The organism is Xanthomonas sp. BRIP62418, from assembly GCF_003993495.1.
Lineage (GTDB): Bacteria > Pseudomonadota > Gammaproteobacteria > Xanthomonadales > Xanthomonadaceae > Xanthomonas > Xanthomonas euroxanthea.
This window is the reverse complement of sequence record NZ_QEZG01000049.1, coordinates 241,517-260,819: the sequence shown is the minus strand read 5'-3', so window position 1 is coordinate 260,819 and position 19,303 is coordinate 241,517. Positions and strand designations below refer to the sequence as shown.

The window sequence follows — 19,303 nt, the reverse complement described above, 5'->3', positions numbered from 1 at the left end:
GCCTTTGGATGGGCCAGCAGGGTTAGATTTCCGTGAAGTTGACGGAGTTTCGTCCTGCCAGCTATACTTCCCTGTCTCGGCGGGCCGTTTTTCGGCCTGCCTTTGTTTTCGTGCAAGGCCGTCTCGGCCTCTCAATCAGAAGAATCAACTGATGACGACGATCAATCAGCTGGTCCGCAAGCCTCGGCAAGCGACCACCTACAAGAGTGCCTCTCCGGCACTGGACAAGTGTCCGCAGCGCCGTGGCGTCTGCACACGCGTCTATACCACTACCCCGAAGAAGCCGAACTCGGCCCTGCGTAAGGTTGCCAAGGTGCGCCTGACGAACCAGGAAGAGGTCATCAGCTACATCGGTGGTGAAGGCCACAACCTGCAGGAGCACTCCGTGGTCCTGATTCGCGGTGGCCGCGTCAAGGATCTTCCCGGTGTGCGTTATCACACCGTCCGTGGTTCGCTGGACGCCGCCGGCGTCGCAAAGCGCCGTCAAGGTCGTTCCAAGTACGGCGCCAAGCGCCCGAAGAGCTAAGGAAACACTCCAATGTCCCGTAAAGGTTCTACTCCGCAGCGCACCGTCCTGCCTGATCCAAAGCATGGCAGCGAAACCATTGCCCGCTTCATCAATATGGTGATGCAAAGTGGCAAGAAGTCGGTTGCTGAGAAAATTGTCTATGGCGCGATGGACGTCATTGGCGAAAAGAATCCGAATGCCGTCGAGCTGGTGCAGAAAGCACTGGACAACGTGGCCCCGGCTGTCGAAGTTAAATCGCGTCGCGTCGGTGGTGCTACCTATCAGGTGCCCGTCGAAGTGCGCTCCTCTCGTCGCATGGCGCTGGCAATGCGCTGGTTGATCGATTCCGCGCGCAAGCGTGGCGAGAACACCATGCCGCGCAAGCTGGCTGCAGAACTGTTGGACGCCTCGGAAAGCCGTGGCGGCGCGATCAAGAAGCGCGAAGAGACGCACCGTATGGCGGAGGCGAACAAGGCGTTCGCACATTACCGCTGGTGACCTCGTGGGCCTTGGTAACGGGGCCCTTCAGCACCATCTGAGTGCTGTTTGCGACGCCTTTGGCGTCGCATCCAATCCGAAGGCCGCCGAAAGGCGGCGTTCGGCCATCCGAAATCCAAGAAATTGAGAGGCTCCCCGTGGCCCGCACCACCCCTATCGAGCGTTACCGCAACTTCGGCATCATGGCCCACATCGATGCCGGCAAGACCACCACCTCCGAGCGCATCCTGTTCTACACCGGTGTCAGTCACAAGATCGGCGAAGTCCATGACGGCGCTGCAGTGATGGACTGGATGGAGCAGGAGCAGGAGCGTGGTATCACCATCACCTCCGCTGCGACCACTGCATTCTGGTCGGGCATGGACAAGTCCATGCCGCAGCACCGCTTCAACATCATCGATACCCCCGGGCACGTCGACTTCACCATCGAAGTGGAGCGCTCCTTGCGCGTGCTCGACGGTGCGGTGTTCGTGCTGTGCGCCGTTGGTGGCGTGCAGCCGCAGTCCGAGACCGTGTGGCGCCAGGCCAACAAGTACTCCGTGCCGCGCATGGCCTTCGTCAACAAGATGGACCGTACCGGTGCCAACTTCGACAAGGTCGTCGAGCAGCTGAAGGCCCGTCTGGGTGCCTACGCCGTGCCGATGCAGGTGCCGATCGGCGCCGAAGACGGCTTCGAGGGCGTGGTCGACTTGCTCAAGATGAAGGCGATCCATTGGGATACCGCATCGCAGGGCACCACCTTCGAATACCGCGACATCCCGGCCGACCTGGTCGAGATCGCGACCGAGGCGCGTTCGTTCATGGTCGAGGCGGCTGCAGAAGCCAGCGAAGACCTGATGGACAAGTACCTCAACGAGGGCGACCTGAGCGAAGAGGAGATCCTGGTGGGTCTGCGCGAGCGCACCCTGAAGGTCGAAATCGTGCCGGTGTTCTGTGGCTCGGCGTTCAAGAACAAGGGCGTGCAGGCCATGCTCGACGGCGTCGTGCACCTGCTGCCGTCGCCGGCCGACCGTCCGCCGGTCCAGGGTATCGACGAGGACGAGAAGGAAGACACCCGTCCTGCCACCGATACCGCGCCGTTCTCGGCGTTGGCGTTCAAGATTATGACCGACCCGTTCGTGGGCTCGCTGACGTTCTTCCGTGTCTACTCGGGCACGTTGAACTCCGGCGACCAGGTCTACAACCCGGTCAAGTCGAAGAAAGAGCGCGTGGGCCGCATCCTGCAGATGCACTCCAACAATCGCGAAGAGATCAAGGAAGTGCGCGCTGGTGACATCGCCGCTGCCGTGGGTCTGAAGGACGTCACCACCGGCGACACGCTGTGTGCGCAGGACAAGGTCATCACCCTGGAGCGCATGGTGTTCCCGGAGCCGGTGATCTCGATGGCGGTGGAACCCAAGACCAAGTCGGACCAGGAAAAGATGGGCATGGCCCTGGGCCGTCTGGCGCAGGAAGATCCCTCGTTCCGCGTCAAGACCGACGAAGAATCCGGCCAGACCATCATCTCGGGCATGGGCGAGTTGCACCTGGACATCATCGTCGACCGTATGCGTCGCGAGTTCAATGTCGAGGCCAACGTCGGCAAGCCGCAGGTGGCCTACCGCGAAACGATCCGCAAGTCCGACGTCAAGTCCGACTACAAGCACGCCAAGCAGTCCGGTGGTAAGGGTCAGTACGGTCACGTGGTGATCGAGCTGTCGCCGATGACCGAGGAAGATCGCAAGAGCGACAACGTCAAGGACGATTTCCTCTTCATCAACGACATCACCGGCGGCATCATCCCGAAGGAATTCATCCCCTCGGTTGAAAAGGGTCTGCGCGAGACGATCACCAGTGGTCCGATCGCCGGCTTCCCGGTGGTGGGTGTGAAGGTCAAGCTGGTGTTCGGCTCGTACCACGACGTCGACTCCTCGGAAATGGCGTTCAAGCTGGCCGCGTCGATGGCGTTCAAGCAGGGCTTTGCGAAAGCCAGCCCGGTGTTGCTGGAGCCGATCATGAAGGTCGAGATCGTCAGCCCGGAGGATTACCTGGGTGACGTGATGGGCGACGTGAGCCGCCGTCGTGGCGTGCTGCAGGGTCAGGACGACAGCCCGTCGGGCAAGATCATCAACGCGATGATTCCGCTGGGCGAGATGTTCGGTTATGCGACCTCGCTGCGCTCGATGAGCCAGGGCCGTGCGACGTTCTCGATGGAATTCGACCACTACGAAGAGGCACCGGCCAACATCGCCGACGCCGTCACCAAGAAGGGCTGAGTTCGCTCAGCCGCTTCTCACAAATTTTTCAATTAGAGGTAGTTAGTCATGGCAAAAGCTAAATTTGAGCGCACCAAGCCGCACGTGAACGTCGGCACCATCGGTCACGTCGACCATGGCAAGACCACGTTGACAGCCGCGCTGACCAAGATCGGTGCTGAGCGTTTCGGTGGCGAGTTCAAGGCGTATGACGCGATCGATGCGGCGCCGGAAGAGAAGGCACGCGGCATCACGATTTCGACCGCACACGTCGAATACGAATCCCCGACCCGTCACTACGCGCACGTCGATTGCCCCGGCCACGCCGACTACGTCAAGAACATGATCACCGGTGCGGCGCAGATGGACGGCGCGATCCTGGTGTGTTCGGCCGCCGACGGCCCGATGCCGCAGACCCGCGAGCACATCCTGCTCTCGCGTCAGGTCGGTGTGCCGCACATCGTTGTGTTCCTGAACAAGGCTGACATGGTCGACGACGCCGAGCTGCTCGAGCTGGTCGAGATGGAAGTGCGCGAGCTGCTCAGCAAGTACGACTTCCCGGGCGATGACACGCCGATCATCCACGGTTCGGCGCGTCTGGCGCTGGACGGCGACCAGAGCGACATCGGCGTGCCGGCGATCCTGAAGCTGGTCGAGGCGCTGGATTCGTTCATTCCGGAGCCGACCCGCGACGTCGACCGTCCGTTCCTGATGCCGGTCGAAGACGTGTTCTCGATCTCCGGCCGCGGCACCGTGGTGACCGGTCGTATCGAGCGCGGCATCATCAAGGTTGGCGACGAAATCGAAATCGTCGGTATCCGTGATACCCAGAAGACCACCGTCACCGGCGTGGAAATGTTCCGCAAGCTGCTGGACCAGGGTCAGGCAGGCGACAACGCCGGTCTGCTGCTGCGTGGCACCAAGCGTGACGACGTCGAGCGCGGCCAGGTGCTGTGCAAGCCGGGTTCGATCAAGCCGCACACCGAGTTCGAAGCCGAAGTCTACGTGCTGTCGAAGGACGAGGGTGGCCGTCATACCCCGTTCTTCAAGGGCTACCGTCCGCAGTTCTACTTCCGCACCACCGACATCACTGGCGCCTGCCAGCTGCCGGAAGGCGTGGAGATGGTGATGCCGGGCGACAATGTGAAGATGGTCGTGACCCTGATCAATCCGGTCGCGATGGACGAAGGCCTGCGCTTCGCCATCCGTGAAGGCGGTCGTACCGTCGGCGCCGGCGTGGTTGCCAAGATCGTCAAGTAAGTCTTGCAATCCGGCGGCTTCGGTCGCTGGATCCGCACGAAAAAGGGTCGGCGCAAGCCGGCCCTTTTTCGTGGGCCGCGTCGGAGGCGCGCGCGTGGCCGGCGTTTTTATCGGGTAGGGCGCTTGCGCATGTAAAAGTGCCCCGCTATAATGCGCGGCTCGGTGTCCCTGGGTAGGGCGCTGAGTTACAGCGAAAAGAACGGCAGGATGCCGCTCGTGTTCGCCAGACCGGGAAGGTCGCGTTGCATGGAGCACTCAACAACTCACCCGTTGTTGACCGTGCTCTTGTTGCGCATTATACTTTTCCGTCTGGGCAGGCCGGTTTACCGGTCTGCCTCAGTTTTTGGGCGGAGGAAATGCCCTCGTCAGCAGGATGCATGGCGATTTCATCTACGTCAGGAATATCGGGGCAGGTATCCCAGAGGCCTTGCCCGTCGCTCTTTTAACGAAGGAAGCTTCCGTCATGTCGGAACAAAAGATCCGGATTCGGTTGAAAGCGTTCGATCATCGTTTGATCGACCGTTCGGCCAGCGAGATCGTCGAAACGGCTAAGCGGACCGGCGCGCAAGTGCGTGGCCCGATCCCGTTGCCGACCAAGATCGAACGTTACACCATCCTCGTATCCCCGCATGCCGACAAGGATGCGCGTGACCAGTACGAAACCCGCACGCACAAGCGTGTGCTCGATATCGTCGACCCGAACGACAAGACCGTGGACGCGCTGATGAAGCTCGAACTCGCGGCTGGCGTCGACGTTCAGATCAAGTTGACCTGAGGACTACGACCATGACGAAGAAATATTCGTTGGGCTTCGTAGGCCGCAAGGCTGGTATGAGCCGCGTCTTCACCGAAGACGGTCGCTCGGTACCGGTCACGCTGATCGAAGCAACTCCAAACCGCATCGCGCAGATCAAGACCGTCGAAGCTGACGGCTACAGCGCCGTGCAGATTACCGTTGGTGCCCGTCGTGCCGCGCTGGTCAACAAGCCGGCTGCTGGCCACTTCGCCAAGGCGAAGGTGGAAGCGGGTCGCGGCCTGTGGGAATTCCGCGTTGAAGATGCCCAGCTCGGCGATTTCGCCGTCGGCGGCGAAATCAAGGCGGACATCTTCGAGGTCGGCCAGAAGGTCGACGTCCAGGGCGTCACCAAGGGTAAGGGTTTCCAGGGCACCATCAAGCGCTACAACTTCCGTATGGGCGATGCAACTCACGGTAACTCGCTGTCGCATCGCGCGCCGGGTTCGTTGGGTCAGCGCCAGACCCCGGGGCGCGTTTTCCCGGGCAAGAAGATGTCGGGCCACATGGGCGCCGTGCAGCAAAGCACGCAGAACCTGGAAGTGGTCAAGGTCGACGTCGAGCGTGGTCTGATTGCTATCCGCGGCGCCGTGCCTGGCGCAGCTGGTGGCGACGTGATCGTCCGTCCGGCGAGCAAGGCATAAGGAGAGATGACGATGGAACTCGTTATCACGGGTAGCAACAACAAGGTCTCGGTCTCCGATGCCGTGTTCGGTCGCGAATTCAGCGAAGATCTGGTTCACCAGGTCGTCGTCGCTTATCGCAATGCCGGTCGCGCTGGTACCAAGGCACAGAAGACGCGTTCGGAAGTTGCGGGCACGACCAAGAAGTCGAAGAAGCAGAAGGGCGGCGGTGCGCGTCATGGCGCGCTGACGGCTCCGATCTTCGTCGGCGGCGGCGTGACCTTCGCGGCCAAGCCGCGCAGCTTCGAACAGAAAGTCAACCGCAAGATGTACCGTGCGGCCATCTGCGCGATCTTCTCTGAGCTTAATCGCCAGGGTCGCCTGATGATCGTCGATGCGTTCGACGTCGAAACCACCAAGACCCAGGGTCTGATCGAGAAGCTGAAGGGACTGGATGTGGGCAAGCGCCCGCTGATCGTCACCGAGGAAGCCTCCGAGCACCTGTATCTGTCCGCCCGCAATCTGCCGTATGTGCAGGTGCGTGATGTGCAGGGTCTGGATCCGGTCGCTCTGGTCGGGGCCGATACGGTCGTGATCACCGCCGATGCGGTCAAGAAGGTCGAGGAGTGGCTGGCATGAGCAGCAACGAAAAAATCTTCAGCGTGCTGCGTGCTCCGCGAGTCTCCGAAAAGACCGCGCGCCTGCAGGAAATCTCCAACCAGTATGTCTTCGAAGTTTCGAACGAAGCCACCAAGGCCGATGTAAAGGCCGCGGTTGAGCAGCTGTTCGACGTCAAGGTCAAAGCGGTCAACGTGGTCAACGTCAAGGGCAAGAGCAAGTCCTTCCGTAACCGTGCTGGCAGCCGTGGCAATTGGCGCAAGGCGTACGTCCGCCTGGTTGATGGTCAGTCCATCGACGTAACGGCCAAGGCCTGAGGTCCATCCCATGCCATTGATGAAGTTCAAACCCACCTCTCCCGGCCGTCGTTCCGCCGTGCGCGTGGTTACTCCCGATCTGCACAAGGGCGCACCGCACGCGGCGCTGCTCGATTCGCAGAGCAAGTCCGGTGGTCGTAACCACCATGGCCGCATCACCGTGCGTCACGTCGGTGGTGGTCATAAGCAGCACTACCGCATCATCGACTTCAAGCGCAACAAGGAAGGTATTCCGGCGCGTGTGGAGCGGATCGAATACGATCCGAACCGTACCGCTCATATCGCCCTGCTGTGCTATGTCGACGGCGAGCGTCGCTACATCATCGCCCCCAAGGGCTTGAAGGCTGGCGATCAGGTCATTGCCGGTGCCAACGCACCGATCAAGACCGGCAACACGCTGCCGCTGCGCAACATCCCGGTCGGTACGACGGTCCACGGTATCGAGCTGAAGCCGGGTAAGGGCGCTCAGATCGCACGTGCTGCCGGTGCAGCCGTCCAGCTGGTCGCTCGCGAAGGCATCTATGCCACGCTGCGTCTGCGCTCGGGCGAAATGCGCAAGGTGCCGGTCGAGTGCCGCGCTACCATCGGCGAAGTCGGCAACGACGAGCACAACCTCGAGAAGCTGGGCAAGGCTGGCGCCAAGCGCTGGCGCGGTGTTCGCCCGACCGTTCGCGGTGCGGCCATGAACCCGGTCGATCACCCGCACGGTGGTGGTGAGGCCAAGGCTGGCCAGGGTAATCCGCATCCGGTCACCCCGTGGGGTGTTCCGACCAAGGGTTACAAGACGCGCAAGAACAAGCGCACCCAGCAATTCATCGTCCGCGATCGTAGGGGCTAATCGACCATGGCACGTTCACTCAAGAAGGGCCCGTTCGTCGATCACCACCTTGCAAAGAAGGTGGAGTCCGCTGCGGGTAGCAAGAAGCCGATCAAGACCTGGTCGCGCCGTTCGATGATCCTGCCGGAAATGGTAGGCATCACCATCGCCGTGCATAACGGCAAGAACCACATTCCGGTGCTCGTCAACGAGAATATGGTCGGCCACAAGCTCGGCGAATTTGCCGTCACCCGGACCTTCAAGGGTCACGGTGGCGACAAGAAGTCGAGCAGGTAAGGGAGAGATGACGATGGAAGCGAAAGCAATCCTGCGCACCGCGCGCATCTCCCCGCAGAAGGCCCGCCTAGTCGCTGACCAGGTGCGTGGTTTGTCCGCCGAACGTGCGGTCAATCTGCTGAAGTTCTCGGATAAAAAGGCTGCGCACCTGATCAAGAAGGTTGTGGAGTCGGCGATTGCCAATGCCGAGAACAATCAGGGCGCGGATGTCGACGAGCTGAAGGTCAAGACCATCATGGTTGATGAAGGTCCGTCCCTGAAGCGTTTCATGGCGCGGGCGAAAGGCCGCGGTACCCGCATCCTCAAGCGCACCAGTCACATCACTGTGATTGTCGGCGCCGCCAAGTAAGCGGAAAGGAAAAGACCATGGGTCATAAAGTTCATCCGACTGGAATTCGCCTTGGCATCGCCAAGGACTGGAATTCCAAGTGGTACGCAAACAAGGCCGACTTCGCCGCCTATCTGGCAGCCGACCTGAAAGTGCGTGAAATGCTGCGCAAGAAGCTCGCGCAGGCAGGTATCAGCAAGATCTTGATCGAGCGCCCTGCCAAAACCGCCCGCGTGACCATTCACACCGCCCGTCCGGGCGTGGTGATCGGCAAGCGTGGCGAGGACATCGAAAAGCTGCGCAAGGAAGTGAGCGCGATGATGGGTGTTCCTGCCCACATCAACGTCACCGAAGTGCGCAAGCCGGAGCTGGATGCGCAGCTGGTCGCCGAGTCGATCGCGCAGCAGCTTGAGCGTCGCATCATGTTCCGCCGTGCAATGAAGCGCTCGGTCGGCAACGCGATGCGCCTGGGTGCCCTGGGCATCAAGGTCAACGTGGCTGGCCGCCTCAACGGTGCAGAAATCGCCCGTTCGGAGTGGTACCGCGAAGGCCGCGTGCCGCTGCACACGCTACGTGCCGACATTGATTACGGTTTTGCCGAGGCGTCCACGACGTACGGCATCATCGGCATCAAGGTCTGGATCTATAAGGGTGAGGTCTTCGACTTCTCCCAGGTTGGCCAGGAGAAGCAGGACGACAGCCCGCGCAACGATCGTAACGATCGCGGCGACCGTGGTGACCGTCCTTCGCGCCCGGCTCGTGAAGCGAGGTAACGGCAATGTTGCAACCCAAGCGAACCAAATACCGCAAGATGCACAAGGGCCGTAACGACGGCCTGGCATGGAGCGGAAACGCCGTCAGCTTCGGCGAGTACGGCCTCAAGGCAACCGCGCACGGTCAGCTGACCGCGCGTCAGATTGAAGCAGCACGTCGTACGATCAGCCGCCACGTCAAGAAGGGCGGCAAGATGTGGATCCGTGTGTTCCCCGACAAGCCGATCACCAAGAAGCCGATCGAAGTCCGCATGGGCTCCGGTAAGGGCAACGTGGAGTACTGGGTCGCGCAGATTCAGCCGGGCCGCATGATCTATGAAATCGAGGGGATTCCCGAAGATATCGCACGTGAGGCGTTCCGCCTTGCCGCCGCGAAATTGTCGGTGACCACCACTTTCGTGACCCGGACGGTGCGCTGATGGATATCAAACAACTCCGCGAGAAGTCGGCTGACGAACTGAAGGCCCACCTGACCGATCTGCGTAAGGAGCAGTTCTCGCTCCGTATGCAGCAGGTCACCGGCCAGCTGCCGAAGACCCACGATACCCGCCGGGTGCGCCGCGAGATTGCTCGCGTCAAGTACCTGCTCGGCAGCACCAAGTAAGGACGGCCGCGATGAGCGACAACAACGAAAAGCAAACGCTGCGCACGGTCGAAGGCCGTGTCGTCAGCAACAAGATGGACAAGACGGTCACCGTGTTGGTGGAGCGCCAGGTCAAGCACCCGTTGTACGGTAAGTACATCAAGCGCTCGTCCAAGCTCCACGCACACGACGCCGACAATGCCTGCAACGAAGGCGACGTCGTGCGTGTGACCGAGATTGCTCCAATGTCCAAGACCAAGAACTGGCGGGTGGTCGAAATCGTCACCCGTTCGGCCGAATAAGGGAGATCTGAATCATGATCCAGATGCAGAGCTACCTCGATGTCGCCGACAATTCGGGTGCCAAGGAAGTGATGTGCATCAAGGTGCTGGGCGGCTCCAAGCGCCGCTACGCACACATTGGCGACATCATCAAGGTGACCGTCAAGGACGCCATTCCGCGTGGCAAGGTCAAGAAGGGCGAAGTCTACGACGCCGTCGTGGTGCGTACCCGCAAGGGTGTGCGCCGTCCCGACGGTTCGCTGATCCGCTTCGATGGCAACGCCGCTGTGCTGTTGAACAATAAGCAGGAGCCGATCGGGACCCGCATCTTCGGGCCGGTGACGCGCGAGCTGCGTTCCGAGAAGTTCATGAAGATCGTCTCGCTCGCTCCCGAAGTGCTGTGAGCGGAGGACATATACATGGCTAACCGTATCAAGAAGGGCGACCAGGTCGTCATCAACACCGGCAAGGACAAGGGTAAGCAGGGTGAAGTTGTGCGTGTGGACGGCGATCGCGTGATCGTCTCCAATGCCAACGTCATCAAGCGCCACACCAAGCCGAACCCGCAGGCGGGTGTCGCCGGCGGCGTGGTCGAGCGTGAAGCGTCGATCCATATCTCCAACGTCAATATCGTCAACCCGGCAACGGGCAAGGGCGAGCGCGTTGGCTTCAAGGTGCTGGAGGATGGACGCAAATTGCGTGTGTTCCGCTCCAGCGGTGAGGCGCTCGACGCCTGAGGAATGCGATCATGAACACTCGTCTCGAAAAGTTTTACAAGGAAAACGTGGTGCCGGCCCTGATGAAGGAATTCGGCTACACCAATCCGATGGAAGTGCCGAAGCTGGTCAAGGTCACGCTCAACATGGGCGTGGGCGAGGCGGCTACCAACAAGAAGATTCTGGAAAATGCGGTCGCCGACATGTCCAAGATCTCCGGCCAGAAGCCGGTGGTCACCAAGTCGCGCGTTTCGGTCGCATCGTTCAAGATTCGTGACGGTTGGCCGATCGGCTGCAAGACCACCTTGCGTCGCGCCAAGATGTACGAGTTTCTGGATCGTCTGATCAACATCTCGCTGCCGCGCGTGCGCGACTTCCGTGGTGTTTCCGGTCGCTCCTTTGACGGTCGTGGCAACTTCAACATGGGTGTGAAGGAACAGATCATCTTCCCGGAAATCGACTTCGACGCCGTCGACGCGATTCGCGGTATGGATATCGCCATCACCACCACCGCCAAGACGGATGCGGAAGCGAAGGCGCTGCTGGCAGCGTTCAAGTTCCCGTTCCGTAACTGACCGTCGAGGACATCCGAAATGGCAAAGACCTCCATGATCCACCGCGACATCAAGCGTGCAAAGCTGGCGAAGAAATTCGCCGGCAAGCGTGATGCGCTGAAGAAGATCCTCTCCAGTCAGGATGCGTCCTACGAAGAGAAGATCGATGCGTCGACCAAGTTGCAGAAGCTGCCGCGCGATTCGTCGCCGAGCCGCCACCGCAACCGTTGCGAGCTGTCCGGCCGTCCGCGCGGTGTTTACCGCAAGTTCGGTCTGGGTCGCAACATGCTGCGCAAGGCCACGATGAACGGTGACGTTCCGGGCCTGCGCAAGGCAAGCTGGTAACAGCATTGCCGGCCGTTTGCGGCCGGCTTGAACAGGATCGTTCTGTTCAACAGGGGAGTCCGACGCAAGTCGGGCTCTTTTGTCGTATACTTCCGCTTCTGTCTTGCCCGCATGGGCGCGGCATGGCGTAAAGGGTCCTGGCCCATCCCCAGGAAAACACAAGATTTTCGCGAAAGCGGATATCGGTGCACTCAAAGGTACTCATATGAGCATGACTGATCCCATCGCCGACCTGCTGGTACGCATCAAGAATGCGGCCGCGGTTGGTAAGCAGACGGTGAAATTGCCGTCGTCCAAGATCAAGGTTGCGATCGCCCAGGTCCTGAAGGACGAGGGTTACATCACCGACCTGCGCGTGACAGCGACCGAGAACAACAAGTCGGAGCTGGAAATCGTGCTGAAGTATTTCGAAGGCCGTCCGGTCATCGAGACCCTGAAGCGTTTCTCGCGCTCGGGTCTGCGCCAGTACCGCGGCAAGACCGAGCTGCCCAAGGTCCTGGGTGGCCTGGGTATCGCCATCATCTCCACGTCGAAGGGCATCATGACCGATGCGCAGGCTCGCGAAGCCGGCGTTGGTGGTGAAGTCCTGTGCTTCGTGGCCTAAGGGAAGGAATCGATCATGTCCCGTGTAGCCAAGAAGCCTGTTTCCCTTCCGAAGGGTGTTGAACTCAATGTCCAGCCCGAGCTGGTCAGCGTCAAGGGCCCGAAGGGCACCCTGACCCTGCCGAAGCCGACTGGCGTCGAAATCGCCATCGACGGCGACGTTGCCACGCTATCGGCCAATGACCCGTCGCAGATCGCCATCACCGGTACCGTGCGCGCCATCCTGGCCAACATGGTCAAGGGTGTGTCCGAAGGCTTCGAGCGCAAGCTCGAGCTGGTCGGCGTCGGTTACCGCGCCGCCATGCAGGGCAAGGATCTGAGCCTGGCGCTCGGTTTCTCGCATCCGCTGGTGTTCGTGGCGCCGGAAGGCATCACGCTGTCGACCCCGACCCAGACCGAGATCGTGGTCCAGGGCGCCGACAAGCAGCGCGTCGGCGAAGTCGCCGCCAAGATTCGCGGTTTCCGTCCGCCGGAGCCCTACAAGGGCAAGGGTGTGAAGTACGCCGGTGAAGTCATCATTCGCAAGGAAGCCAAGAAGGCGTAACGCAGGTCCCTCTGCTAGGAGCCCGGCCATCCATGGCCCGGACTTTCGATGCAAAAGCCTGCTTCCTTCAGCTTCCGTAGGATAAATATCATGAGCATCAACAAGAACATCGCCCGTCTGCGTCGCGCCAAGTCCACCCGTTCGCACATCCGTGAGCTGGGCGTCGCTCGCCTGTCGGTGCTGCGCACCGGCCAGCATCTGTATGCGCAGGTCTTCACTGCCGACGGTTCCAAGGTGATCGCCGCGGCGAACACCCTGCAGGCCGACGTCAAGGAAGGCCTGAAGAACGGCAAGAACAGCGATGCGGCCGTCAAGGTCGGCAAGCTGATCGCCGAGCGCGCCAAGGCTGCGGGCATCGAGAAGGTCGCGTTCGACCGCTCGGGCTACCGCTACCATGGCCGTATCAAGGCGCTGGCCGATGCAGCTCGCGAAGGCGGCCTGCAGTTCTAAGCACTGCTGCGGACGTGGCCATCGGTCACGTCCGCGATACCGCCGGCAGGGAGATGCCGGACCGTCCCGTTCTTTTGCAACGGAGCCGGGAACACTGCGTGACTTCACAACCATAAGCGGCTTCGAGCCGTACATACTCAATCAATCAAGGAATCAAGATGGCAGAAGAACGTGCACCGCGGGGTCGTGATCGCGACCGTAACCGCGAAGAGAAAGTCGACGATGGCATGATCGAAAAGCTGGTCGCGGTCAATCGCGTCAGCAAGACGGTCAAGGGCGGTCGCCAGTTCACCTTCACCGCGCTGACCGTGGTCGGCGATGGTCTGGGCAAGGTCGGTTTCGGTTATGGCAAGGCGCGCGAAGTGCCGGTCGCCATCCAGAAGTCGATGGAGCAGGCGCGCAAGAACCTGGCCACCGTCGATCTGAACAACGGTACCTTGTGGCATGCCGTCAAGTCCGGCCATGGCGCAGCACGCGTCTACATGCAGCCGGCCTCGGAAGGTACGGGCGTCATCGCCGGCGGCGCCATGCGCGCTGTGCTGGAAGCGGTTGGCGTCAAGAACGTGCTGGCCAAGGCGGTTGGTTCGCGTAACCCGATCAACCTGGTCCGTGCAACCCTGAAGGGTCTGTCGGAAGTGCAGTCGCCGGCGCGTGTTGCGGCCAAGCGCGGCAAGAAGGTGGAGGAGCTCAACCATGGCTAAGGACACCAACAAGACCGTGACGGTGCGCCTGGTGCGTGGCCTGCGTGGAACCCAGTCGCGTCACCGCCTGTCGGTGCGTGCGTTGGGCCTGAATAAGCTCAACGATGTGCGTGAACTGAAGGACAGCCCGCAGGTTCGCGGCCTGATCAACACCGTTCACTACCTCGTCAAGGTTGAGGACTAATCCCATGACTTTGCATCTCAATGACCTCAAGCCCGCCGACGGCGCCCGCACCGAGCGCACCCGCGTCGGCCGTGGCATCGGCTCCGGCCTTGGCAAGACCTGTGGCCGCGGCCACAAGGGTTCGTTCGCGCGCAAGGGCGGCGGCAAGATCAAGGCCGGCTTCGAAGGCGGCCAGACCCCGATGCAGCGCCGTCTGCCGAAGATCGGTTTCCGTTCCAAGATGGCGCGTGACAGTGCCGAAGTGTTGTCCTACCAGCTGGACAAGCTGGAAGCCGGTGAGATCGATTTTGCAGCGCTGCGTGCGGCCAATCTGGTCCCGAGCCGCGCCAAGAAGGCGAAGATCGTGCTGAAGGGCGAGCTGAGCAAGAAGTTCGTGCTGAAGGGCGTGGCTGCAAGTGCAGGCGCCAAGGCAGCAATCGAAGCTGCCGGCGGCAGCGTAGAGGAGTAATCGGCAGATGGCGCAGGCTGGCATTGGTAACCTCGGTGGCGGGCTCGGCAAGTTCACGGAACTTCGCCAGCGGCTGCTGTTCGTCCTCGGGGCATTGATCGTCTATCGCATCGGCTGCTATGTGCCTGTGCCTGGCGTGAATCCCGATGCCATGCTTTCGTTGATGCAGGCGCAGGGCGGCGGCATCGTGGACATGTTCAACATGTTCTCGGGCGGCGCCCTGCACCGTTTCAGTATTTTTGCGTTGAACGTGATGCCGTACATCTCGGCATCGATCGTGATCCAGTTGGCCACGCACATCTTTCCCGCCCTCAAGGCGATGCAGAAGGAAGGCGAATCCGGCCGACGCAAGATCACCCAGTATTCGCGCATCGGTGCGGTGCTTCTGGCAGTGGTGCAGGGCGGTAGTATCGCGCTGGCACTGCAGAATCAGACCGCGCCCGGTGGCGCTCCGGTGGTGTATGCGCCGGGCATGGGCTTCGTGCTCACCGCAGTGATCGCGCTGACCGCCGGCACCATCTTCCTGATGTGGGTGGGCGAGCAGGTCACCGAGCGTGGCATCGGCAACGGCGTGTCGCTGATCATCTTCGCCGGCATCGTGGCGGGTCTTCCGTCGGCGGCGATCCAGACCGTCGAGGCCTTCCGCGAAGGCAATCTGAGCTTCATTTCGCTGCTGCTGATCGTCATCACCATTCTGGCCTTCACGCTGTTTGTGGTGTTCGTCGAACGCGGGCAGCGACGTATCACGGTCAATTACGCGCGCCGCCAGGGCGGTCGCAATGCGTACATGAACCAGACCTCGTTCCTGCCGCTGAAGCTCAATATGGCAGGCGTGATTCCGCCGATCTTCGCCTCCAGCATCCTCGCCTTCCCGGCGACGCTGTCGATGTGGTCCGGTCAGGCGGCGTCCGGCAGCGGCGTGGGCTCCTGGCTGCAGAAGATCGCCAATGCGCTCGGGCCGGGCGAGCCGGTGCACATGCTGGTGTTTGCGGCGCTGATCATCGGCTTTGCGTTCTTCTACACCGCGCTGGTGTTCAACTCGCAGGAAACCGCCGACAACCTCAAGAAGTCGGGCGCGCTGATTCCGGGCATCCGCCCTGGCAAGGCGACGGCGGATTATGTGGACGGCGTGCTGACACGTCTGACCGCAGCGGGTTCGTTGTACCTGGTGATCGTCTGCCTGCTGCCGGAAATCATGCGCACGCAGCTGGGCACCTCGTTCCACTTCGGTGGTACGTCGTTGCTGATCGCCGTGGTGGTGGTGATGGACTTCATTGCGCAGATCCAGGCGCATCTGATGTCGCATCAGTACGAGAGCCTGCTGAAGAAGGCCAACCTCAAGGGTGGCTCGCGCGGCGGTCTGGCGCGCAGTTAAGTCTCGCGGGCGGTTAGGTGGTACACTAGATCTTCATTGCGTGAAGACGGCCTGGTTCCCGGGCCATGATCTTCCGATCAGAAGGGCGGCTCGCGCGACGTCTCGCGCGCGGGTGTGACGAGGTGGTCCTGTGCGGGAGTAGTACAGGCGATTCGGAGAAGTTTTCTGGATCAACATCGTCCGGCGCCGGAGCGAGGGCACACTCCCCACGCCGGGTCCATGGAACTTTTGGTTCCACGGGCTTCAAAGCAATCCGAGGCCTTGCTACAATTCCGAGTTCACTTTTGATCCATCCTGCCGGATGGCGCCTGGGCGCTGTCGGGCCATCACTCAGTTGGAGAATCGCGTCATGGCGCGTATTGCAGGCGTCAACCTGCCAGCCCAGAAGCACGTCTGGGTCGGGTTGCAAAGCATCTACGGCATCGGCCGTACCCGTTCGAAGAAGCTCTGCGAATCCGCAGGCGTTACCTCGACCACGAAGATTCGTGATCTGTCCGAACCCGAAATCGAGCGCCTGCGCGCCGAAGTCGGCAAGTATGTCGTCGAAGGCGACCTGCGCCGCGAAATCGGTATCGCGATCAAGCGACTGATGGACCTTGGCTGCTATCGCGGTCTGCGTCATCGCCGTGGTCTCCCGCTGCGTGGTCAGCGCACCCGTACCAACGCCCGCACCCGTAAGGGTCCGCGCAAGGCGATCAGGAAGTAAGGGATAGATCATGGCAAAGCCAGCAGAAAAGAAAACGAAGAAGAAGATCAAGCGCGTCATCACTGATGGCGTCGCCCACGTCCACGCTTCGTTCAACAACACCATCGTCACCATCACCGATCGCCAGGGCAATGCGCTGTCGTGGGCTACGTCCGGCGGCGCCGGCTTCCGTGGTTCGCGCAAGTCGACCCCGTTCGCTGCTCAGGTTGCCGCCGAAAAGGCTGGCCGCGCTGCGCTCGACTACGGCGTGAAGTCGCTGGAAGTACGTATCAAGGGTCCGGGTCCGGGCCGTGAGTCGGCCGTGCGTTCGTTGAACAACGTGGGCTACAAGATCACCAACATCATCGACGTGACGCCAATCCCGCACAACGGGTGCCGTCCGCCGAAGAAGCGTCGCGTCTAAAGGGAGCGATAAGAAATGGCTCGTTATATCGGTCCTACCTGTAAGCTCGCCCGCCGCGAAGGCGCCGATCTTTCCCTCAAGAGCCCGGCGCGTGCGCTGGACTCCAAGTGCAAGCTTGAGCAGAAGCCCGGCCAACATGGCGCGGCTCGCAAAGGCAAGCTCTCCGACTATGCTACCCAGCTGCGCGAAAAGCAGAAGGTCAAGCGCATCTATGGGTTGCTGGAACGTCAGTTCCGCAACTACTACAAGAAGGCCTCGACCAAGAAGGGCAACACCGGCGAGAACCTGCTGCAGTTGCTGGAAACCCGTCTGGACAACGTCTGCTACCGCATGGGCTTTGCCGTCACCCGTCCGGCCGCGCGCCAGCTGGTGTCGCACCGTGGCGTGCTGGTCAATGGCAAGTCGGTGAATCTGGCTTCGTACCAGATCAAGGCTGGCGATGCGATCACGCTGTCGGAAAAGGCACAGAAGCAGCTCCGCGTGCAGGAAGCTCTGACCGTGGCTGAGCAGCACGACATGACGCCGTCGTGGGTCGAAGTCGATTCGAAGAAGTTCAGCGGCGTGTTCAAGGCCGTTCCGGATCGCGCTGACCTGCCTTCGGATATCAACGAAGCGCTGATCGTCGAGTTGTATTCGAAGTAATTCACATTGGAGAGCCTCCGGCACCGCCGGAGGTTCGCAGGAGACCCCGCAACATGACGGTTACCGCCAACCAGGTTCTGCGCCCCCGTGGTCCGCAGATCGAACGTCTTACCGACAATCGCGCAAAGGTCGTGATCGAGCCCTTGGAGCGCGGTTACGGGCACACGCTGGGCAATGCCCTGCGTCGTGTGCTGTTGTCGTCGATCCCGGGTTTTGCGATCACCGAGGTCGAGATCGACGGCGTGCTGCACGAGTACACCACGGTCGAAGGGCTGCAGGAAGACGTGCTTGACGTCCTGCTCAACCTGAAAGACGTGGCGATTCGTATGCATAGTGGCGACAGCGCGACGCTGTCGTTGTCCAAGCAGGGTCCGGGTACGGTCACTGCGGCCGACATCAGGACCGATCACAACGTCGAGATCATCAACGGCGACCACGTGATCTGCCACCTGACCAAGGACACGGCGCTTAACATGCGCCTGAAGATCGAGCGTGGTTTCGGCTATCAGCCGGCTGCCGCGCGTCGTCGTCCGGACGAAGAGACCCGCACCATCGGTCGTCTGATGCTGGATGCGTCGTTCTCGCCGGTGCGTCGCGTTGCCTATGCCGTGGAAGCTGCGCGCGTTGAACAGCGCACCGACCTCGACAAGCTGGTGATCGATATCGAGACCAACGGCACCATCGATGCCGAGGAAGCCGTGCGCACCGCCGCCGACATCCTCAGCGATCAGCTGTCGGTGTTCGGCGATTTCACCCACCGCGATCGCGGTGCGGCCAAGCCGGCTGCCAGCGGCGTGGATCCGGTGCTGCTGCGCCCGATCGACGACCTCGAGCTGACCGTGCGTTCGGCCAACTGCCTGAAGGCCGAGAGCATCTACTACATCGGCGATCTGATCCAGAAGACCGAAGTGGAACTGCTCAAGACCCCGAATCTTGGCAAGAAGTCGCTGACCGAAATCAAGGAAGTGCTGGCACAGCGCGGCCTTGCACTGGGCATGAAGCTGGAGAACTGGCCGCCGGCCGGTGTCGCCCAGCACGGCATGCTTGGTTAATGCATCACCCGCATGGGCGTCTTCGGGCGCCCATGCTGTTTTTACATCGACGGGCCAAAGCCCGCGGTGACATCCGGTCGAAGGACGGCCGGCTCGGACCAACCGCAGTCCATTCAACAGCGCCAGGATGGCGACAACGTCTCTCAAAGCAGTCTCAACATTCCTTAGGAAATCACACTCATGCGTCACCAGAAATCTGGCCGTAAGTTCAACCGCACCAGCGCGCACCGCGAAGCCATGTTCCGCAATATGGCCGCCTCGCTGTTCAAGCACGAGCTGATCAAGACCACCTTGCCGAAGGCCAAGGAACTGCGTCGCGTCGCCGAGCCGCTGATCACCATCGGCAAGGTCGATGGCGTTGCCAACCGTCGTCTGGCGTTTGCCCGCCTGCGCGACAAGGAAGCCGTGGGCAAGCTGTTCGTCGAACTGGGCCCGCGTTATGCGACCCGTCCCGGCGGCTACCTGCGCATCCTGAAGGCCGGCTTCCGTGCCGGTGACAATGCGCCGATGGCGTATGTCGAGCTGGTCGACCGTCCGGTCGTCGCCGAGGAAGTGGCCGAGTAATCGGTTCGCCATTCGCAAGGATCTTGAAAAGCCCGGCTAGCGCCGGGCTTTTTCATTGCAGGCCCCCGAGCCGGGCCTGTCGCCTT

The 19,303-nt window shown here is 61.3% G+C and carries 31 protein-coding genes; all 31 read left to right on the top strand.

Annotated features, from left to right (window positions below; all coding sequences use genetic code 11):
* Positions 1–151: 151 nt before the first annotated feature.
* The 31 genes from rpsL to rplQ all read left to right on the top strand — a co-directional run bounded on the left by rpsL (position 152) and on the right by rplQ (position 19,217).
* Positions 152–526: a 30S ribosomal protein S12 gene (gene rpsL, locus EO174_RS19535; RefSeq protein WP_002811712.1), complete on the top strand. Its 375-nt coding sequence runs from the start codon at positions 152–154 to the stop codon at positions 524–526.
* A 12-nt stretch (positions 527–538) separates the two neighbouring features.
* Positions 539–1,006, top strand: a complete 468-nt coding sequence (rpsG, locus tag EO174_RS19530) for a 30S ribosomal protein S7 (RefSeq protein ID WP_005993356.1) — start codon at positions 539–541, stop codon at positions 1,004–1,006.
* A 137-nt stretch (positions 1,007–1,143) separates the two neighbouring features.
* The gene (fusA, locus tag EO174_RS19525) at positions 1,144–3,261 is read left to right on the top strand and encodes an elongation factor G (protein ID WP_046345811.1); all 2,118 of its coding nucleotides are present in this window, start codon (positions 1,144–1,146) and stop codon (positions 3,259–3,261) included.
* A 48-nt stretch (positions 3,262–3,309) separates the two neighbouring features.
* Complete coding sequence (tuf, locus tag EO174_RS19520) at positions 3,310–4,500, top strand: elongation factor Tu (RefSeq protein ID WP_104582262.1); 1,191 nt, start codon at positions 3,310–3,312, stop codon at positions 4,498–4,500.
* A gap of 463 nt (positions 4,501–4,963) precedes the next feature.
* Positions 4,964–5,275, top strand: a complete 312-nt coding sequence (gene rpsJ, locus EO174_RS19515; RefSeq protein ID WP_003486723.1) for a 30S ribosomal protein S10 — start codon at positions 4,964–4,966, stop codon at positions 5,273–5,275.
* Positions 5,276–5,286: 11 nt separating this feature from the next.
* Positions 5,287–5,937 (top strand): 50S ribosomal protein L3, encoded by a 651-nt coding sequence (gene rplC, locus EO174_RS19510; protein WP_006450633.1) that lies wholly within the window; start codon positions 5,287–5,289, stop codon positions 5,935–5,937.
* A 12-nt stretch (positions 5,938–5,949) separates the two neighbouring features.
* Positions 5,950–6,555 carry a 50S ribosomal protein L4 gene (gene rplD / locus EO174_RS19505; protein ID WP_016900669.1) on the top strand — a complete coding sequence of 202 codons (606 nt, stop codon included), beginning with the start codon at positions 5,950–5,952 and terminating at the stop codon, positions 6,553–6,555.
* A complete protein-coding gene (gene rplW, locus EO174_RS19500) occupies positions 6,552–6,851 on the top strand; it encodes a 50S ribosomal protein L23 (protein WP_002811694.1) in 300 nt (99 codons plus the stop codon). Before rplD ends, rplW begins: the two co-directional genes overlap by 4 nt.
* Positions 6,852–6,861: 10 nt before the next feature.
* A complete protein-coding gene (gene rplB / locus EO174_RS19495) occupies positions 6,862–7,689 on the top strand; it encodes a 50S ribosomal protein L2 (protein ID WP_003486715.1) in 828 nt (275 codons plus the stop codon).
* Between the two features lie 6 nt (positions 7,690–7,695).
* Positions 7,696–7,965: a 30S ribosomal protein S19 gene (gene rpsS, locus EO174_RS19490; protein ID WP_005993369.1), complete on the top strand. Its 270-nt coding sequence runs from the start codon at positions 7,696–7,698 to the stop codon at positions 7,963–7,965.
* 13 nt (positions 7,966–7,978) lie between these two features.
* Positions 7,979–8,314 carry a 50S ribosomal protein L22 gene (rplV, locus tag EO174_RS19485; protein ID WP_002811686.1) on the top strand — a complete coding sequence of 112 codons (336 nt, stop codon included), beginning with the start codon at positions 7,979–7,981 and terminating at the stop codon, positions 8,312–8,314.
* A 17-nt stretch (positions 8,315–8,331) separates the two neighbouring features.
* Positions 8,332–9,066, top strand: coding sequence for a 30S ribosomal protein S3 (rpsC, locus tag EO174_RS19480; RefSeq protein ID WP_102252623.1), 735 nt, complete (start codon positions 8,332–8,334; stop codon positions 9,064–9,066).
* 5 nt (positions 9,067–9,071) lie between these two features.
* Entirely contained in the window at positions 9,072–9,485 is a 414-nt protein-coding gene (rplP, locus tag EO174_RS19475; RefSeq protein WP_011036127.1) for a 50S ribosomal protein L16, read from the top strand.
* A complete protein-coding gene (rpmC, locus tag EO174_RS19470) occupies positions 9,485–9,670 on the top strand; it encodes a 50S ribosomal protein L29 (protein WP_006450638.1) in 186 nt (61 codons plus the stop codon). The genes rplP and rpmC overlap by 1 nt, the downstream gene beginning before the upstream one ends.
* Positions 9,671–9,681: 11 nt before the next feature.
* On the top strand, positions 9,682–9,951 hold the full coding sequence (gene rpsQ, locus EO174_RS19465) for a 30S ribosomal protein S17 (RefSeq protein WP_102252624.1): 270 nt from the start codon (positions 9,682–9,684) through the stop codon (positions 9,949–9,951).
* Between the two features lie 14 nt (positions 9,952–9,965).
* Entirely contained in the window at positions 9,966–10,334 is a 369-nt protein-coding gene (gene rplN, locus EO174_RS19460) for a 50S ribosomal protein L14 (RefSeq protein ID WP_003486699.1), read from the top strand.
* A 15-nt stretch (positions 10,335–10,349) separates the two neighbouring features.
* Positions 10,350–10,667, top strand: coding sequence for a 50S ribosomal protein L24 (gene rplX, locus EO174_RS19455; RefSeq protein ID WP_003486696.1), 318 nt, complete (start codon positions 10,350–10,352; stop codon positions 10,665–10,667).
* Between the two features lie 11 nt (positions 10,668–10,678).
* Positions 10,679–11,221 (top strand): 50S ribosomal protein L5, encoded by a 543-nt coding sequence (gene rplE, locus EO174_RS19450; RefSeq protein ID WP_010371090.1) that lies wholly within the window; start codon positions 10,679–10,681, stop codon positions 11,219–11,221.
* An 18-nt stretch (positions 11,222–11,239) separates the two neighbouring features.
* Entirely contained in the window at positions 11,240–11,545 is a 306-nt protein-coding gene (rpsN, locus tag EO174_RS19445; RefSeq protein ID WP_005917137.1) for a 30S ribosomal protein S14, read from the top strand.
* A gap of 205 nt (positions 11,546–11,750) precedes the next feature.
* Positions 11,751–12,149 (top strand): 30S ribosomal protein S8, encoded by a 399-nt coding sequence (gene rpsH / locus EO174_RS19440; RefSeq protein ID WP_010371096.1) that lies wholly within the window; start codon positions 11,751–11,753, stop codon positions 12,147–12,149.
* Positions 12,150–12,164: 15 nt separating this feature from the next.
* On the top strand, positions 12,165–12,692 hold the full coding sequence (gene rplF / locus EO174_RS19435) for a 50S ribosomal protein L6 (RefSeq protein WP_104608441.1): 528 nt from the start codon (positions 12,165–12,167) through the stop codon (positions 12,690–12,692).
* A gap of 90 nt (positions 12,693–12,782) precedes the next feature.
* On the top strand, positions 12,783–13,142 hold the full coding sequence (gene rplR / locus EO174_RS19430; RefSeq protein ID WP_016900655.1) for a 50S ribosomal protein L18: 360 nt from the start codon (positions 12,783–12,785) through the stop codon (positions 13,140–13,142).
* A gap of 158 nt (positions 13,143–13,300) precedes the next feature.
* On the top strand, positions 13,301–13,843 hold the full coding sequence (gene rpsE, locus EO174_RS19425; protein ID WP_003486682.1) for a 30S ribosomal protein S5: 543 nt from the start codon (positions 13,301–13,303) through the stop codon (positions 13,841–13,843).
* On the top strand, positions 13,836–14,027 hold the full coding sequence (gene rpmD / locus EO174_RS19420; protein ID WP_104582267.1) for a 50S ribosomal protein L30: 192 nt from the start codon (positions 13,836–13,838) through the stop codon (positions 14,025–14,027). The genes rpsE and rpmD overlap by 8 nt, the downstream gene beginning before the upstream one ends.
* 4 nt (positions 14,028–14,031) lie before the next feature.
* On the top strand, positions 14,032–14,475 hold the full coding sequence (rplO, locus tag EO174_RS19415) for a 50S ribosomal protein L15 (RefSeq protein ID WP_016900650.1): 444 nt from the start codon (positions 14,032–14,034) through the stop codon (positions 14,473–14,475).
* A gap of 7 nt (positions 14,476–14,482) precedes the next feature.
* The gene (secY, locus tag EO174_RS19410; protein WP_016900648.1) at positions 14,483–15,850 is read left to right on the top strand and encodes a preprotein translocase subunit SecY; all 1,368 of its coding nucleotides are present in this window, start codon (positions 14,483–14,485) and stop codon (positions 15,848–15,850) included.
* 349 nt (positions 15,851–16,199) lie between these two features.
* A complete protein-coding gene (gene rpsM, locus EO174_RS19405) occupies positions 16,200–16,556 on the top strand; it encodes a 30S ribosomal protein S13 (RefSeq protein ID WP_003486672.1) in 357 nt (118 codons plus the stop codon).
* A gap of 10 nt (positions 16,557–16,566) precedes the next feature.
* Positions 16,567–16,959, top strand: a complete 393-nt coding sequence (gene rpsK / locus EO174_RS19400; RefSeq protein WP_003486671.1) for a 30S ribosomal protein S11 — start codon at positions 16,567–16,569, stop codon at positions 16,957–16,959.
* Positions 16,960–16,974: 15 nt separating this feature from the next.
* On the top strand, positions 16,975–17,601 hold the full coding sequence (gene rpsD / locus EO174_RS19395) for a 30S ribosomal protein S4 (RefSeq protein ID WP_002811641.1): 627 nt from the start codon (positions 16,975–16,977) through the stop codon (positions 17,599–17,601).
* Between the two features lie 53 nt (positions 17,602–17,654).
* Entirely contained in the window at positions 17,655–18,653 is a 999-nt protein-coding gene (gene rpoA, locus EO174_RS19390) for a DNA-directed RNA polymerase subunit alpha (protein ID WP_002811635.1), read from the top strand.
* A 180-nt stretch (positions 18,654–18,833) separates the two neighbouring features.
* Positions 18,834–19,217 carry a 50S ribosomal protein L17 gene (rplQ, locus tag EO174_RS19385; protein WP_003486665.1) on the top strand — a complete coding sequence of 128 codons (384 nt, stop codon included), beginning with the start codon at positions 18,834–18,836 and terminating at the stop codon, positions 19,215–19,217.
* The last annotated feature ends 86 nt before the right edge of the window (positions 19,218–19,303 follow it).

Excerpts from the sequence above, each read along its gene's own strand:
- rpsL (WP_002811712.1), top strand. The coding sequence starts at position 152 with ATGACGACGATCAATCAGCTGGTCCGCAAGCCTCGGCAAGCGACCACC.
- rpsG (WP_005993356.1), top strand. The coding sequence starts at position 539 with ATGTCCCGTAAAGGTTCTACTCCGCAGCGCACCGTCCTGCCTGATCCA.
- tuf (WP_104582262.1), top strand. The coding sequence starts at position 3,310 with ATGGCAAAAGCTAAATTTGAGCGCACCAAGCCGCACGTGAACGTCGGC.
- rpsJ (WP_003486723.1), top strand. The coding sequence starts at position 4,964 with ATGTCGGAACAAAAGATCCGGATTCGGTTGAAAGCGTTCGATCATCGT.
- rplC (WP_006450633.1), top strand. The coding sequence starts at position 5,287 with ATGACGAAGAAATATTCGTTGGGCTTCGTAGGCCGCAAGGCTGGTATG.
- rplD (WP_016900669.1), top strand. The coding sequence starts at position 5,950 with ATGGAACTCGTTATCACGGGTAGCAACAACAAGGTCTCGGTCTCCGAT.
- rplW (WP_002811694.1), top strand. The coding sequence starts at position 6,552 with ATGAGCAGCAACGAAAAAATCTTCAGCGTGCTGCGTGCTCCGCGAGTC.
- rplB (WP_003486715.1), top strand. The coding sequence starts at position 6,862 with ATGCCATTGATGAAGTTCAAACCCACCTCTCCCGGCCGTCGTTCCGCC.
- rpsS (WP_005993369.1), top strand. The coding sequence starts at position 7,696 with ATGGCACGTTCACTCAAGAAGGGCCCGTTCGTCGATCACCACCTTGCA.
- rplV (WP_002811686.1), top strand. The coding sequence starts at position 7,979 with ATGGAAGCGAAAGCAATCCTGCGCACCGCGCGCATCTCCCCGCAGAAG.
- rpsC (WP_102252623.1), top strand. The coding sequence starts at position 8,332 with ATGGGTCATAAAGTTCATCCGACTGGAATTCGCCTTGGCATCGCCAAG.
- rplP (WP_011036127.1), top strand. The coding sequence starts at position 9,072 with ATGTTGCAACCCAAGCGAACCAAATACCGCAAGATGCACAAGGGCCGT.
- rpmC (WP_006450638.1), top strand. The coding sequence starts at position 9,485 with ATGGATATCAAACAACTCCGCGAGAAGTCGGCTGACGAACTGAAGGCC.
- rpsQ (WP_102252624.1), top strand. The coding sequence starts at position 9,682 with ATGAGCGACAACAACGAAAAGCAAACGCTGCGCACGGTCGAAGGCCGT.
- rplN (WP_003486699.1), top strand. The coding sequence starts at position 9,966 with ATGATCCAGATGCAGAGCTACCTCGATGTCGCCGACAATTCGGGTGCC.
- rplX (WP_003486696.1), top strand. The coding sequence starts at position 10,350 with ATGGCTAACCGTATCAAGAAGGGCGACCAGGTCGTCATCAACACCGGC.
- rplE (WP_010371090.1), top strand. The coding sequence starts at position 10,679 with ATGAACACTCGTCTCGAAAAGTTTTACAAGGAAAACGTGGTGCCGGCC.
- rpsN (WP_005917137.1), top strand. The coding sequence starts at position 11,240 with ATGGCAAAGACCTCCATGATCCACCGCGACATCAAGCGTGCAAAGCTG.
- rpsH (WP_010371096.1), top strand. The coding sequence starts at position 11,751 with ATGAGCATGACTGATCCCATCGCCGACCTGCTGGTACGCATCAAGAAT.
- rplF (WP_104608441.1), top strand. The coding sequence starts at position 12,165 with ATGTCCCGTGTAGCCAAGAAGCCTGTTTCCCTTCCGAAGGGTGTTGAA.
- rplR (WP_016900655.1), top strand. The coding sequence starts at position 12,783 with ATGAGCATCAACAAGAACATCGCCCGTCTGCGTCGCGCCAAGTCCACC.
- rpsE (WP_003486682.1), top strand. The coding sequence starts at position 13,301 with ATGGCAGAAGAACGTGCACCGCGGGGTCGTGATCGCGACCGTAACCGC.
- rpmD (WP_104582267.1), top strand. The coding sequence starts at position 13,836 with ATGGCTAAGGACACCAACAAGACCGTGACGGTGCGCCTGGTGCGTGGC.
- rplO (WP_016900650.1), top strand. The coding sequence starts at position 14,032 with ATGACTTTGCATCTCAATGACCTCAAGCCCGCCGACGGCGCCCGCACC.
- secY (WP_016900648.1), top strand. The coding sequence starts at position 14,483 with ATGGCGCAGGCTGGCATTGGTAACCTCGGTGGCGGGCTCGGCAAGTTC.
- rpsM (WP_003486672.1), top strand. The coding sequence starts at position 16,200 with ATGGCGCGTATTGCAGGCGTCAACCTGCCAGCCCAGAAGCACGTCTGG.
- rpsK (WP_003486671.1), top strand. The coding sequence starts at position 16,567 with ATGGCAAAGCCAGCAGAAAAGAAAACGAAGAAGAAGATCAAGCGCGTC.
- rpsD (WP_002811641.1), top strand. The coding sequence starts at position 16,975 with ATGGCTCGTTATATCGGTCCTACCTGTAAGCTCGCCCGCCGCGAAGGC.
- rpoA (WP_002811635.1), top strand. The coding sequence starts at position 17,655 with ATGACGGTTACCGCCAACCAGGTTCTGCGCCCCCGTGGTCCGCAGATC.
- rplQ (WP_003486665.1), top strand. The coding sequence starts at position 18,834 with ATGCGTCACCAGAAATCTGGCCGTAAGTTCAACCGCACCAGCGCGCAC.